This is a genomic window from Winogradskyella wichelsiae, from assembly GCF_013403925.1.
Taxonomy (GTDB): Bacteria; Bacteroidota; Bacteroidia; order Flavobacteriales; family Flavobacteriaceae; genus Winogradskyella; species Winogradskyella wichelsiae.
In genome coordinates this window covers 82,236-97,855 of sequence record NZ_JABFDJ010000004.1, presented here as the reverse complement: position 1 = coordinate 97,855, position 15,620 = coordinate 82,236, and the positions used below count along the sequence as shown (strand labels likewise).

At 32.0% G+C, this 15,620-nt stretch carries 12 protein-coding genes; 9 read left to right on the top strand and 3 right to left on the bottom strand.

The features are described 5' to 3' along the window. Positions 1-121: 121 nt before the first annotated feature. From HM985_RS09595 to HM985_RS17365, 9 genes are all read left to right on the top strand, one after another. Positions 122-4,456, top strand: coding sequence for a CusA/CzcA family heavy metal efflux RND transporter (locus HM985_RS09595; protein WP_179314324.1), 4,335 nt, complete (start codon positions 122-124; stop codon positions 4,454-4,456). Positions 4,457-4,460: 4 nt separating this feature from the next. Further along, positions 4,461-5,666: an efflux RND transporter periplasmic adaptor subunit gene (locus HM985_RS09590; protein ID WP_179314323.1), complete on the top strand. Its 1,206-nt coding sequence runs from the start codon at positions 4,461-4,463 to the stop codon at positions 5,664-5,666. 2 nt (positions 5,667-5,668) lie between these two features. Then, positions 5,669-6,082 carry a Fur family transcriptional regulator gene (locus HM985_RS09585; RefSeq protein ID WP_013622780.1) on the top strand — a complete coding sequence of 138 codons (414 nt, stop codon included), beginning with the start codon at positions 5,669-5,671 and terminating at the stop codon, positions 6,080-6,082. 56 nt (positions 6,083-6,138) lie between these two features. After that, positions 6,139-6,501: a DUF3703 domain-containing protein gene (locus tag HM985_RS09580; RefSeq protein ID WP_013622781.1), complete on the top strand. Its 363-nt coding sequence runs from the start codon at positions 6,139-6,141 to the stop codon at positions 6,499-6,501. Further along, positions 6,498-8,444, top strand: a complete 1,947-nt coding sequence (locus HM985_RS09575) for a heavy metal translocating P-type ATPase (RefSeq protein WP_179336110.1) — start codon at positions 6,498-6,500, stop codon at positions 8,442-8,444. The genes HM985_RS09580 and HM985_RS09575 overlap by 4 nt, the downstream gene beginning before the upstream one ends. 1,081 nt (positions 8,445-9,525) lie before the next feature. Next, complete coding sequence (locus HM985_RS09570) at positions 9,526-9,966, top strand: DUF6943 family protein (protein ID WP_038507644.1); 441 nt, start codon at positions 9,526-9,528, stop codon at positions 9,964-9,966. 125 nt (positions 9,967-10,091) lie between these two features. Next, a complete protein-coding gene (locus HM985_RS09565) occupies positions 10,092-10,733 on the top strand; it encodes a DUF6266 family protein (protein ID WP_179314320.1) in 642 nt (213 codons plus the stop codon). Between the two features lie 520 nt (positions 10,734-11,253). Further along, positions 11,254-11,811, top strand: coding sequence for a hypothetical protein (locus tag HM985_RS09560; protein WP_179376052.1), 558 nt, complete (start codon positions 11,254-11,256; stop codon positions 11,809-11,811). A gap of 158 nt (positions 11,812-11,969) precedes the next feature. Next, positions 11,970-12,101: a hypothetical protein gene (locus HM985_RS17365; RefSeq protein ID WP_262886521.1), complete on the top strand. Its 132-nt coding sequence runs from the start codon at positions 11,970-11,972 to the stop codon at positions 12,099-12,101. 821 nt (positions 12,102-12,922) lie between these two features. Here the strand turns inward: HM985_RS17365 and HM985_RS09555 are convergent. The 3 genes from HM985_RS09555 to HM985_RS09545 are packed head-to-tail and all read right to left on the bottom strand — an operon-like array spanning position 12,923 to position 15,046. Continuing rightward, positions 12,923-13,747 (bottom strand): hypothetical protein, encoded by an 825-nt coding sequence (locus tag HM985_RS09555; protein ID WP_179376051.1) that lies wholly within the window; start codon positions 13,745-13,747, stop codon positions 12,923-12,925. Between the two features lie 33 nt (positions 13,748-13,780). Continuing rightward, positions 13,781-14,413: a hypothetical protein gene (locus tag HM985_RS09550; RefSeq protein ID WP_179376050.1), complete on the bottom strand. Its 633-nt coding sequence runs from the start codon at positions 14,411-14,413 to the stop codon at positions 13,781-13,783. Between the two features lie 42 nt (positions 14,414-14,455). Next, positions 14,456-15,046, bottom strand: coding sequence for a hypothetical protein (locus HM985_RS09545; RefSeq protein ID WP_179376049.1), 591 nt, complete (start codon positions 15,044-15,046; stop codon positions 14,456-14,458). Between the last annotated feature and the right edge of the window lie 574 nt (positions 15,047-15,620).

Sequence of the window (15,620 nt, the reverse complement as noted above, 5' to 3'; positions counted from 1 at the left end):
CAGTTTTTTAATGGATAGCTATATCCAATTTTGAGCCTAAAGGGTTCATTTCATTTTGTGTAATTCTATTTTCTTATATCAGAATTGTATCGAATAGTTTAACTGAATTAATACATTTTCTATGATTAATAAAATCATTGATTTTTCAATCAATAACAAATTCATTATTGGTTTGCTTACGCTTACCATAATCGGAACAGGTATTTGGAGTATGACCAAAGTGCCAATAGATGCTGTTCCAGATATTACCAATAACCAAGTACAGGTTATAACACAATCCCCCAATTTAGGTACTGAAGATATTGAGCAAATTGTTACTTATCCAATTGAAGTGGCAATGAGCAATCTTCCTGATGTTCAGGAAATAAGGTCAATTTCTCGTTTTGGCTTATCTGTGGTTACTATTGTATTTGATGATGATATGGGAACATATCTACCTCGCCAATTAGTAGCCGAAAAACTAAACAAAGTCAAAGAGCAAATACCTGCTGGATTTGGCGAACCTACAATGGGTCCTATTTCAACAGGTTTAGGAGAGATTTACCAATACACACTAAAAGTTGCACCAGAGTTTAAAGACAAATACAACATTGCAGATTTACGCTCAATGCAAGACTGGATTGTACAGCGTCAAATGGCAATGGTTCCTGGTGTGGTAGAAGTAAACGCTATTGGTGGAAAAATAAAACAATACGAAGTAGCGGTTGACCCAAACGATTTAAATGCTATTGGCCTTACCATTACAGATGTGTTTAATGCACTTGAAGCCAATAATCAAAATACAGGAGGTGCATATATTGAAAAGAACCATCAAGCCAATTTTATTCGTGGTGAAGGCTTGGTGAGAAGTTTAGAGGACATTAAAAAAATCACTGTCAAGAATATTAATAATATACCTGTCACTATTGGCGATATTGCTACGGTACAATTTGGCTCTGCAATTCGTTACGGTGCATTAACCCAAGATGGTGAAGGAGAAGTTGTAGGTGGATTGGTAATGATGCTAAAAGGAGCTAATTCCAATGATGTTATTGCCAATGTAAAAGAGCGAATGACTCAAATTGAAAAGTCGTTACCAGAAGGCGTAATTATTGAACCATTATTAGACCGAAGTAAATTAATTGGCGAAACAACTTCTACAGTAACAACTAATCTTATTGAAGGTGCATTAATCGTCATTTTTGTGTTGGTCTTTTTATTAGGTAATTGGCGAGGAGGTTTAATAGTTGCCTCTACTATTCCATTATCCTTATTATTTGCTTTTATTTTAATGAATGTTTTTGATGTTTGGGTAAACCTAATGAGTTTAGGAGCAATTGATTTCGGAATCATTGTAGATGGTGCTGTAATTATTGTTGAAAGCACTGTTTTTCTTATAGCATCACAAGTTTTGAAAAAGAAACAACTTACATCTAAAGAAAGAGATAAAGTTGCTTCTAATGCTTCAAAAAAGATGATGAATGCTGCCTTCTTCGGTCAGTTGATTATCCTTATCGTTTTTCTACCCATTTTAGCCTTACAAGGTATTGAAGGAAAGATGTTTAAACCAATGGCTTTGACCTTTATTTTTGCTATGATTGGTGCAATGGTACTTTGTTTAACCTATGTGCCAATGATGTCAGCTTTAATATTAAGAGCACCTAAAAACGATAAAAAATCTTATGGAGATAGATTTGTGCATTGGGTTGAAGATAAATACCAACCTTTATTGGTTAGAGCCTTGCGAAAAGGGAAATGGGTAATTGGTATTGCAGTTGTGTTGTTCGGAATAACCGTTTTTATGTTTTCAAGAATGGGTGGCGAGTTCATTCCGCAACTCGATGAAGGTGATATTGCATTTCACGCTATTTTAAAACCAGGTAGTTCACTTACAGAAACTATTGAAACTACTACCAAAATAGAACAAATAGTAAAAGCAAAATTTCCAGAAGTTGATAAAATTGTGAGTCGTATTGGTGTTGCCGAAATTCCAACCGACCCGATGCCTATGGATATTGCCGATGTTTTTGTAATTCTGAAACCTAAAAGTGAATGGACTACTATAGAATCAAAAGATGAATTGATTGAAGCAATGAAAGAAGCAGTTGAAATGGTTCCTGGTGTTAATTATGAGTTTACACAACCTATTGAAATGCGTTTTAACGAGTTATTAGAAGGTGTTCGTGAAGATATTGCTATAAAACTTTATGGTGAAGACATTGATATTCTATCTCAAAAAGCCGAAGAAATATCTAAAATTATCGCAGGTACTGAAGGTATTGGTGATATGAAAGCGGAAGCCACAACAGGTTTGCCACAAATGACAATCAATTACAACAGGAATAAATTGGCGCAATATGGTCTTCAAATAAATACGCTTAATCAAACCGTACAATCTGCATTTGCAGGTGGTACAGCAGGTGTAATTTTTGAAGGTGAAAAACGCTTCGATTTAGTAGTACGATTAAGCGATCAAAACCGTAAGGATATTTCAGATGTTCAAAACCTGTATATCAATTTACCTTCGGGTGCTCAAATTCCTTTACGTGAAATTGCAGATGTAAGCTATAAAGCAGGACCAATGCAAATCAGTAGAGATAACACCAATAGAAGAACCTATGTAGGTGTTAATGTTAGAGGACGTGATGTAAAATCGTTAGTAACTGAAATTAAATCAAAATTAGATGCACAATTAGAATTACCATCAGGTTATTTTATTCGTTATGGTGGTGCATTTGAAAATTTAGAACGTGCCAGCAACCGATTACAAACCGTTGTGCCTATTGCATTGTTACTCATATTTATACTAATATATTTTGCATTAAAATCTTTACCACAGACCTTAATGATTTACATAGCTATTCCAATGGCAACTATTGGTGGTGTTGTGGCGTTGTGGTTACGTGATATGCCATTTAGTATTTCGGCAGGTGTTGGTTTTATTGTGCTGTTTGGTGTTGCAGTTTTAAATGGTTTGGTAATGATAAGCGGACTCAACGAATTAAAAGAAGAAGGTGTAACCAATCTAAAGGATAGAATAGTTGAAGGTACTAAACGAAGAATCAGACCTATTATGCTAACTGCTTTTACAGATGTATTAGGCTTTCTACCAATGGCTATTTCATCATCAGCTGGTGCAGAAGTACAACGTCCATTGGCAACGGTTGTTATTGGTGGATTATTAACTTCAACTTTGCTTACCTTATTTGTTTTACCAATTTTATATCATTGGGTAGAAAACAAATCTTTTACGTTTAAGCCAAATAAAAAGTTAGTAACAGCAACAGCAGTTGTATTATTACTATTTGGCTTTTCACCACAAAGTAATGCACAAGAGTTGAATGATACAATTCCCGAAATTTCATTACAGGAAGCTGTTAAACTCGCAAAAAGTAATTATCCATTATTGAAGCAAAAGCAGTTGGAAATTACAAAACAAGAACAATTAAAATCGACTGCCTATGATTTCGGAACGACTCAAATTTTTACAGGTGGAGAAGAAATTGATAATGGAAATGGCATCTATACAACCATTGGTATTGGTCAATCAAATATCGATGTATTTGGTATAGCTTCTAAAAAGAAGTTACAAGAACAACGCATTCAATTGGCACAAAAAGCCTTTCAACTTTCCGAATTGGAATTAGAATTGGAAGTCAAAAAAGCGTGGTCAAAATGTTATCAAATGAAACGAAACTATGATTTGTATAAAGAACTGGATTCCATATATTCCAAATTTGAACAAGCAGCAGCTTTAAATTATGAAGTAGAAGCTATTTCTAAATTAGAATATTCAGCAGCAAAAAATCAAGCGTTTCAAATTCAGAATAAAAAAGCGCAAGCTTATAGTGATTATCATATTGCTTTACAGCAATTCAATTTGTGGTTAGTTTCAGAAGAAATTTTTACGGTTTCAGATGAATTTGATGTAGCGATAGATAGTGATGTGGAAACGATTAGTATTGAAAATCATCCGTTGTACAGTATGTCGATGAACATTGTAGATGAAGCAGAAGCCAAATATAAAGCTGCAAAGGCGGATAATTTACCGAAGTTCAATCTACAAGGTGGTTTACAAAAAGTAAATGGCAATTCAGGGTTTTACACCTATCAAGCAGGTATTTCCATTCCGTTTTTATCAGGTTCTAACAAAGCACAAGTTAGAAGTGCCAGAATTGATAAAGACATAGCCGAAACCAATGTAGCGTTCAAAAAACAGGAAGTACAATCAAGGTTTGTTCTGGCTAAAGAAAAATATATGAAATGGAAAACATCTTGGGAGTTTTACAAAGACCAAGTTTTACCATTAACAAAAGAGCAAAAAACAGGTGCATTACTGGCATATAGAGAAGGCGAAATAGATTATACTGCATTTACGCAGTTGATAAAAGAAGCCATTCAGTCAGAATTGGAAGCACAAACAGCATTAGTAAACTATTTAGAAAGCACATTTCAACTACAATATTTTAATCAATAAGACAATGAAAAGTAAAACATATAAAATCCTTATCGTAATGGTGTTAACCATTTTTGTGTCAGCTTGCGGAAATAAAGAAAATCATAACGAAAATGATGGTCATTCCCACGATGAGGAAGAAAAAACAGAAATTAAAGAAGAACATAATGAAAGCGAAGAAGTAATGCTTTCACAACAACAATTCGATGCTTTAAAAATGAAAATAGATACGTTAGCATTACGCAATATGAGCGGTTATGTTGAGGCAAATGGAACGTTAGAAGTGCCACCACAAAATGAAGCAGCCATTACCACAGTCATTGGTGCAAATGTTGTTTCAATTGAAGTGATTGAAGGTGACAAGGTTAATAAAGGTCAAGTTGTGGCTTATCTCTCGCATCCCAATATTATACAAGCTCAAACTGATTACTTAAACGCATATAGCAATAGTAATTTTCTGAAAAAGAATTTCGAACGTCAACAAAAATTATATGAAGCAGGTGTTGGCTCTGGTGCTAATTTTCAAAAGGCAGAAGCAGAATATGATGCATCAAAAGCAATGGTAAATGGTATGCAAGCACAATTAAAAATATTAAATGTCAATACCTCTTCTGTTCGTAATGGCACAATTTCGCAACGCATTGCTTTAAGAAGTCCAATAGAGGGTTTTGTACAAAAAGTTGAAGTAAAAACAGGTCAATATGTAGAACCACAAACCGAATTATTTGAAGTTGTAAATACGCATCACGTTCACGCCGATTTAATGGTTTTTGAAAAAGATGTTTATAAAGTACAGAAAGGTCAGAAAGTTAACTTTACGGTACAATCCATACCAGATGCAGAGCTTATCGCAGAAATCTATTCCGTAAGCAAAACCTTTGAGGACAACCCAAAAGCAGTCCACGTTCACGCAGAAATAGAAAACAAAAAAGGTAACTTAATTCCTGGTATGTATATTCAAGGTAAAATTCAAGTAGATAATACCCAAACAAAAGCTTTACCAGAAAGTGCAATTATAAAAGAAGGCGAAAGATATTATGTGTTTTCAGTAGAAAAAGAAAATGACGATTGGAGCTTTAAACCTATTGAAGTTGTGTTAGGCACTAAAGATGGTGATTGGGTATCGGTTCAATTTACTGAAAACATAGAAAGTAATACAAAATTTGCTTATAACAATGCTTATTATCTTAACGCAGAAATGAAAAAAGGAGAAGCAGAACACGCACATTAATTATGGAAACAATAGAACAAGTATTAGAGTCAAAAAATATTCGTGTTACAGCAATGCGTTTGCTTATATATAAGTTTCTTGCAGAAAAAGAGGTCGCTGTTACTTTAAGTGATATTGAAAATGCTTTCTCAAAAGCAGACAGAACCACTTTATACAGAACTATTAAAACCTTTGAAGAAAAGGCTATTGTGCATCAAATAGACGATGGTACAGGGATTACAAAATATGCATTATGTGAAAAGGGATGTAATTGTGAAATTGAAACCGATTTGCACTTACATTTCCATTGTAATAATTGCAATGAAACCATTTGCTTAACAGAACATAAAATACCTCAAATAAAAGTGCCAGATGGTTTTGTGTCAGAGAATGTAAATTTGGTGGTAAAAGGTATTTGCGATAAGTGTAGTGTCTAATTATTGCACTTCCATTGCACTTACTATTAAAGTACATTTATCCAAAATTAGAGGATATGAAGTTTAATACTAAAATACCTAAACATCTAAAACAGGCGTATAACCAAGAATTAAAACAATACAGTTTCTGTTTAGAAAATAAGCAGTTTGGTAATGCTTGGTATCATTTAGAACGTAGTCATATAATAGGACAATCTTATCCTATAGAACATACCTATTCACATTGGCTTATGCTAAAGTTTGGATTTAGACAAAAAGATACGAAAGAAGTAATAGGTCAAATAATTAGGTTGCTTGTGGGTGGCTGGAAATCATTTATAAATCACGTTCCACTTGGTAATACTGGTGGAGCAAACGTGCCACCATTAAAACGAATGCCTATTCCCAATGACATTGAAAAATTATTAGATATTAAATGAAAAAAAAGAAAGTCAATTTAAGAGATTTAAAACCAAATTCAGAAGTGCAACACACGCATAATGATGGTCATAATCACGGTAATGGAAGTGCATTCAAAACCTACGTGCCTGCAATAATAAGTTTTACAATGCTTATCATTGGTATAGGTTTAGATTATTTTGATGTTTCATTCTTTAAGGATTGGATTCGTATTGCTTGGTATGGTATTGCATATCTTCCTGTAGGGTTTCCTGTTGTAAAAGAGGGTTGGATTAGTATTAAAAAAGGTGATGTTTTTACAGAGTTCTTTTTAATGTCTATAGCAACCATTGGTGCATTTGTTATTGGTGAATATCCCGAAGGTGTTGCAGTAATGCTATTTTATGCAGTAGGCGAATTATTTCAAAGTGTTGCTGTAAATCGTGCAAAAGGAAATATAAAAGCATTATTAGATGTTAGACCTAAAGAAGCCAATGTATTTCGTGAGGGAGATTATAAAAGTGTTTCGCCTGAAGTTGTCAATATTGGAGAGAAAATTCAAATTCGTGTAGGTGAAAAAATTCCATTGGATGGCATTTTATTATCCGAAAAAGCATCTTTAAATACAGCTGCGTTAACAGGAGAAAGCAAACCAGATTCCATTCAAAAAGAAGCAAAGGTTTACGCAGGTAGTATTAATTTGGAAAGCGTTATTGAAGTTGAGGTAACCAATAAGTTTGAAGACAGTTCTATTGCGAGAATATTAGACTTGGTTCAAAATGCAACAGCACGTAAATCTAAAACAGAATTATTCATCAGACAGTTTGCTCGTATCTACACACCAATTGTAGTGTTTTTAGCTATTGGTGTTACTTTTATACCTTACTTTTTTGTAGATGATTATGTGTTTAGAGATTGGTTATACAGAGCATTAATTTTCTTGGTAATATCTTGTCCTTGTGCGTTAGTGATTTCAATTCCATTAGGATATTTCGGTGGATTGGGAGCAGCTTCAAAAAATGGAATCTTATTTAAAGGTGCTTCATTTTTAGATGCAATGACCAAGATAAATACTTTGGTAATGGACAAAACAGGAACCGTTACCAAAGGTGTTTTTAAAATCAAAGAAGTAAAAGCAATTGGTTGGAATGAAACCGAATTTATGCAATACTTAATGGCGATGGAAGAACAATCCACGCATCCAATTGCTAAAGCCATTTTAGAGTACAAAGCTGAAGGTGAAGATTTTGAAGCACAAGACGTTTCTGAAGTTGCAGGTAAAGGTTTAAAAGGCATTGTAAATGGTAAAACAGTTTTAGTAGGTAATAAAGCCTTAATGACTGCGAATAATATTAATGTTCCAACGGAAACGGAATCTATTGTAGAATCGATAGTGTTGGTAGCAATCGATAATCAATTTGCAGGTTTTGTAGTAATAGCAGATGAATTAAAGGAAGATGCAAAAGAAACAATTACTAATTTACATAAAGTAGGCATTAAAAATATTATGATGCTTTCCGGTGATAAAGATTCCATTACGCAACAAGTCGCTAAAGAGTTGAACATCGAAAATGCTAAAGGTGGTTTGCTACCAGAAGATAAATTAAACGAAGTTGAAATTTTAAAGAAAAATCCTGAAAACAAAGTAGCTTTTATAGGTGATGGTATTAATGACGCACCAGTTTTAGCAGCAAGTAACGTTGGTATTGCAATGGGTGGTTTAGGGAGCGATGTAGCTATTGAAACAGCAGATGTTATCATTCAAACAGACCAACCTTCAAAAGTAGTAAGAGCCATTAAAATAAGTCGTTCTACACGTAAAATTGTTTGGCAGAATATCATTTTAGCATTTGGTGTTAAAGTTATTGTCTTAATTTTAGGAGCAGGTGGTTTAGCTACAATGTGGGAAGCAGTTTTTGCAGATGTAGGAGTAGCATTATTAGCAATTTTAAATGCAGTTAGATTACAACGAATGAGTTGGTAATTGTCCCCACAACCCAAAACCCAGTTTTTTCGTACCTCAAAATCCTCTGTCTTTTGTGCTGTTCCGCTCGCCAATGCATAATTGGTTTTATGTCATAATACTTGTATCCAACGCTATAATAGCACATTACTTGTTTTATTTAAAAGTATCTATATAAATAAATTAGTACAATAAAAAAGCAAAGAGCTATTGCCAATGCTCAAACAACTATTACGCCAAAAAACCAATCCCAAGCTATGTTACATAATAGAAGTTATAGGAGCAAAAATCCTTTCAATGGTTGCCTACGGCGTTTTATTATATTTTCGTCGCTATAACTGCTATTATGTAAAATATCCGCTATTCCAACGCTCACATCCGAACTTCTAACTACATTTTCAACAAACATTAAACAGTCGAACATTCAAAGGGTAACGTTAATTTATTATAATATTCGTTATCTCATTCAACTGCACAAAACCATCGTTAAGTCCAAGTATTCCTTACCTCAAGTCTTTGTTTGTTTCATTTCGTTAACAAATATTAATGTCCACTTTTCCCCACCACCCAAGAAATAGGATATAAAAAAATAGGTTTAGAATATGTAGTAATACGCCATAGCACATTACTTTTTATCGTGCCTCAAAAAAGCAATAAGCTATTGTCTAAAAGTCCTGTATAAGTAGCTTGTTTAAATGCTGTTTTATCAAACAACTATTTAAAACGCTACATATACAAACGCTTCATCCAACGCTCAAATACGAACTGAAACCTATTTTTTTAAGTGTTAATTCCCCAGAAAAGTTAAAAGTAAATTGAATCAAGTTTAAACCGATTTGAAATATTTAAATAAAAAAAAATGGCAAATATATGTGGCTTCCTCTGCCAGCCGCACAAGGCTATAAAGGTCAAGCCCTACGGGTTTTGAATAAAACTTTTTTCACAAGCTTTTTTCTTTCTCATTAAACATTATAACTCAAAAAACTTTTATCCAAAAACCTTGACAGCCTTACCCACGCCACAACAACTATGGCTATCTTTTTATTCTTTTCAAAAAAAATAATGTAGCGAAGCGTAGCGAGCAATTTTAAATTGGATAGCTATGTCAACTTTTGAACTGAAAACACACCAAGTCGGAAAGACTTACTCGAACCCTCATTTTTTCATTCTAAACAAAGGTCTAAACAGCGGAAAACCACTCTTAAAATCCTGTGCTAACTGTTTCGTTGTCACTACTACAACAGAAGAGGTAAAACACACACTTTTTCACTTATCTATGATGTTGCAAATAGGCGGTTTTTACGCTTACTATTTAAAAGGTAGTGTTATTCCGTTTATTTCAATAGATGATTGTAGGAACACTTTGAAAAACAGCTACAGCTCATTGTTTTATGATGCAATTCAGTTGCAAAAACATATTAATATTGTGTCAGCAATTAATAAAAAGGAAAAGGAGCTTCATAAAATTATTTCAAAAATGGCAGATTTGAAAGTATCATATATCCAAAGTTTATTTTCTAAAATGCAAAAAGAAGCAATCTAAAGCAACAAAATCCATATCAAAAGAATAGCATAAAACTTGCCATATATTTCAACGGAAGGTACAACTTCGTGTTAAGTCCGTACCAAGTCCGAAGAAAATTATGTTTCATTTAAATTATTTATGTTATGGGTAAAATTGCTCAAGGTATTTTAGGAGGTCTTTCAGGTAAGGTTGGTAACGTTATCGGTGGAAGCTGGAAAGGAATTGATTACATTAGAATTAAACCTTCAAGTGTAGCCAATCCAAGAACTGTTGGTCAAGTAAACCAAAGAACCAAGTTTACTGCCACTTTAGAATTTTTACAGGCTGTAAAGCCTTTTATTAAGTTAGGTTATAAAGGGTTAGCTGTTAAGAAAACAGAATTTAATGCTGCAATGTCGTATGTATTGAATAATGCTATTACAGGTACTGAACCTAACTTTGTTGTTGACTATCCAAACGCTTTAGTAAGTCGAGGAGGTTTATCTGGTGTGCTAAACCCAACGACTGATTTAGCAACTGCTGGAGAAGTAACGTTTGGTTGGGATGATAACTCTGCTGAAGGTAACGCAAATGCTACTGACAAGGCGATGTTATTGGTTTACAATCCTTCAAAAAAGGAATCCATTTCTTTACTTGATGGAGCAGACAGAACAGTAGGTTCTCAAATTATTCCAATCCCAACAACTTATGCAGGAGATGCAGTAGAGCTATTTATGGCTTTTATTTCTGCTGATGGTAGTCAAGTATCAAACAGTATTTATTTAGGCTCTGGTACAGCTAATTAATGCTTGGTGTTTTTATTTGGAAACCGCTCTAATCGAGCGGTTTTTTTTATGCTATATTTGTTGCTCTATTTATTAATAGTTGTTACTAATCTTCTCTTATTATCCATTTTTTGTATGCTATTTGTTGCCCAAATACAATAGCACCAATGAATACAGGGTTAGTTAAATATTGTATCGGAAAGTAACAAAAGACTCTTGTTTTTAGTACAAGACTACCACAAAAATGTTGATTGAACTTCTATAAAAATTGATATTACCTTATTAAAATGAACAAAAATTAATTCATCTATTACGAATATAAGTTGGTATTAAACTTTTAATAACAAAACCTGTATTATTACGTTCTTAAAAGCTAGCTAACATTATGAGTAAATCACTCCTAATCCATTCAACTAAATTATCTATTAGTTGAGGTTTCTCAGTATGCGTTAATTCTAATTTTACTATTCTAAAATTTACAATTTCTTATCCATTAAATTGAATACCTAAAAGCTTAATTGGAACATAAATAAATTTAGAAATGATATTACATAAACTTCTACCATATCTATGTTTACTATTGTTAATCTCTTCTTGTGCAACATTTAAGTCTAATGAAGTCCTAGGAAATAGAATAAAAATAACTAAAGAAAATTTACATTTAGTAAATGGTACTTATGAAAATAATGACAGTCAAGGCACTGGATATTTAGATTATTTTTGGGGTTCGTTTTTTAAAAACAAGGAATCCAAATTTATTTATCACATGGAACTAGAAGAAAACCCATGTTATAATATTACGCTTAAGGTTATCGATAAAAAGAAGATTCATGCGACATTATTTGTCAATGAAACCTTTATAAAATCTTATATAATTAAAGGTAGAATTAAAAATGGTTATTTCGAACAAAATAGAAAAGGATATATTATACCTGCAATACTTCTCAACCAATACCATTCTTCTAAGTTTAGAATAGGCTTACTCAAAAACAATAACGTTATAACGGATTCTAAAAAAATTGAATTTTCTAATTATTATTTTTTCGGTTTTATAGATGATAATTATTCCTATTATAATTTAGAGCATCAAAAAATTTAAATAAAAAGTAGATACTTTTAGTCGTATTCTTTGCAATATTATCTTGTGGCTCAGGTAAAGAAACATCATTAGACCAAGATGAGACCAAAACACCAATTATAGCTTATATAAAACTAAAGCCCAGAACTATAAGAAAAGCCTTTAAATTAGAAACAGATATGCATGTTTTAGGACGTTTAACACGTTATAAATATTCAGATTATGGACAGTTGATTAAAGAAACGGGTTATAATAATGAAGATCATAAATTGGTTTTTAAATTTGAATATGGCTATAACCACTTACCATAAGTAATTCTTATAAATATACAGAAATACCTTCATGTAAAGATAAACAACTCATTGCGTATACTTATAATTACCTATATGATACTACAATAGTAATTACTCAAGTTATCGATAACAATCGAAAGGATAGTGCATTTATAATTCAAAAATAAATAAATATGGCGATATAATTTTAGAATATGAAAAGAAGCTAAGAATATATTTACGATAAAAAAGAGCGACTTATAAAAAAGATTGAAACAGAAAAGATTGAAACAGATAAGAAAAGAAAAACTTCTGATCAGATTAGTTATAAATATGATGAAAACAACCAATTAATAAAAACAACTTATACCAGTGGTAATTATTAATATATAGTTACTTACCAAAACGGATTACTGTATTCTGAAGAATATGGAAGTGAAGATCCTTTGTCTAAACAAATTTATTTTTACAATAATCAAAATCAAGAAATTGAATCTAAACGATATAGAAATAACGAGCATGTATATTCTTATGTGACATCTTATAACAGAAAAAGGAGAAGAATATAGATACGAAATGCTTGATGAGATTGAAGGAGGATCTGGGATTTGGTTATATGAATATGATAAAAAAGGACAAGTGGCATTTAAAATAGATCTTTATGCACGCACAAGTGATAAGATTTCTAAATAATTCAGACAGAAAAAAAACAGACTGATATTCTTAAGTTTTAATATTCTAAAGGTAAAAAGGATTAGGTAGATAGCGTAGATGTTGAGTTATTTGATTAATTATAGATATAGAAAAGTCTCATAAATTTTATTTTATGAGACTTAAATTTTTTAATTAAGTAATAATACTTAGATGCTGTAAAGTTCTCCGTTTACTACTTTATAATTGTTAACATGAAATTCGTTTCTGTTATCAAAAGCTATAAATGGCAATAAGCCATCAGAACCAATTGCTTTTCTTGGCAATTTATCATTCTGGCTATCAGAAAAACCAATCGTAGCAACTCTAATATCTGTAGACATTACGCGTTTGTTTTCAAATTGAAAACTATAAGCATCTAACAAACTTTGATCTAAATTAATATCGAATGTAGAATCTGGATTATCCAAATCATTGTAAAGTTTAGTCATTTTTTGTGATAAACCTATTGGCAATTTGTCCTCATCCCTAAATTTATTAAGAAGTCCACTTATAGATTTTAAAAATAAAGGATTGTTTTTGTATTCGTTCTTTTCAACCAATGCACAAACTAACATGCCATAACCAACAGCTTCGTGTGTATCCCATAATTGTGGAGCACATTGCACAACTGTAGCTATTATAACTTCGCCATCCTTTACTTTTTGTTTCCAGCTATCTTTTCCCATTAATGGTGCAGACATACTTTTTTTTACGATGTCAGAATCTGGATCGAGTTTAGAATTTATATAAGGCTTTAACAAACTAACATCTGTAGCATTTGGGATTTTACTAGCGTCTATGTTAACATCTTCAAATCGGATGCGCTCTAAAAGTTGATTTTTATTTTCTCCTTTCTCGTATTTTTCAAGGAGTTCTTTAACATCAAAGCCTTGAACTTCCATTTCTTTTAACTTCTCATAGGAGTATTCTTCTAAATCATATTCAGGAGTTACGCTTTTTAATAGTTTTGAAAACATGTCTTTAAATCCCATACTTATGTTTTTTAGTTTGTAATTGTTTATTTCTTAGCCTTCTAGTCCTTCGGTAGATTTTAGAACATTATTTTCATCTGCTTTAAATTCAAATTGAAAAGCATTAGTATTTCTTACACGTTCTCCATAATACGTAGTTTTACCATCTGGTTTTTCCCCTTCTATAACAAATCTAACCTTTACCTTATTGTCATTTGTAACATCGATATTGAAATCTTTCATGTGAAAATTAGAAAACTCGTCTGTTGTAGATTCAATCATTTTAATGGCTTTGTTGTAGTTCTCTAAAATTACTGTCAAATCTAAATCCTTAATCTTTATTTTCCCTTTTTTGTCTTTAAAGAATGATTCATTTTTTACAATATCTTTAATTTCTGTAGGTTCTATCTTCACACCATATGGACCCGTTATATAAGATTGAGAATAAGCTTTTCCATTTTCGACGTACGTTATGGTTGCCATTTCAAATTCACTTGTTAAGTGGTCTTTTGTTGTTAAGCCTAAGCCATATACGGCTCTGTCACCACTAAATTCTTCTATTAAGTTAGTTTGCAGTCCTTTTAGGCCTTCTGCGTTGTTTAGTAGGTAAGTATCGCTTCCTCCTGATCCACAAGATTGAAGAAGAATAAATAGAAATGCGCAACTGGCTAATAATGTAGTTTTCATATAATTCTAGTTTTAATTAATTTATAGTAACAGAGTTTAACCTTACATTTTAAGTTGTAGATTACCATCCTTGTCAGACGTAAATTTAAATTCATAATAGTTTGTTACTATAGATTTACCTTCCATATGGCTTCCTTCAGATTTCTTAGTTCCATTTAGCGTAAAAGTTGATGTTATTTCATTGTTTTTGTCAACAACAAACTCCCATTCGTACATTTCAAAATCATGGTATTCATCCGTTTCTGCTTTTATCATTTCAACGGCTTTATTAAAACTTGCAGGAACCTGCTCAAAATTAAATTCAGATATTTTTATAGCACCATCATGTAAATTTCTTTGAAACATTGATTTTTTAGGGTCATTAACTACTTTTAAAAAGTAATCTTGAGAATATTCTTTACCATCTCTCATATAGGTTATTTGAGCTCTTTCAAATTGGCTAGATAGATAATCATCTGCTCTAAGAGTTAATTTGTTAACCATCTTGTCAGCTCCAAGTTTTTCTTCAACGGTAGCTTTAATTTCTGCAATGTCATCAGCGTCATTCAAGTTTTTTGGAACTAAAGAATCCATACCACAAGATGATAATGTTAATACTGAAACGGCTAAAAAGGTTTTTAAAATATTTTTCATAATTGTTAGTTTGTTTTCACTAAAATGTTAGCGATTAAATTAATAATGTGTTTTTGTTTTGAACTCTAAATGGTTGATGATTAATTGTTGTATTTCAATAATTGTTGACTTATATTTATTTGTTCGGTACAAGATTACATGAATAGCTAAGAGAATAATAGCCTCAATCTATATTCGTTAGTTATCAGTCTATATTTGATAATATTAATTTGAATTTTATATGCGTAGCCTACTTTAATGCTTCTAAATCTATAGACGATGTGTCCGTTTTATAATCGTTTATGGCGTATACAGAAGGCTTAAGAGCTTTGTTTTTAAAGATGTAAGTCTATATTGAATGTTTTAAGATGAGGTCTTATCCCTTTTTTTTCAAATATTAACTCATAACCAACGAATATCAATTGGTGTTCTTTAGACTTGAGATAAAGGGTTAATATTGATTTTACAGAAATATGAATAGATACATTATGACAACTTATAGAAATCTATTTTTAAAAAAGGAATCACTAGAGAATACCGTTTAGAGTATACGAGAATAAAAATTGCTTCTCGCACTTATTTATCTAACGTTGCT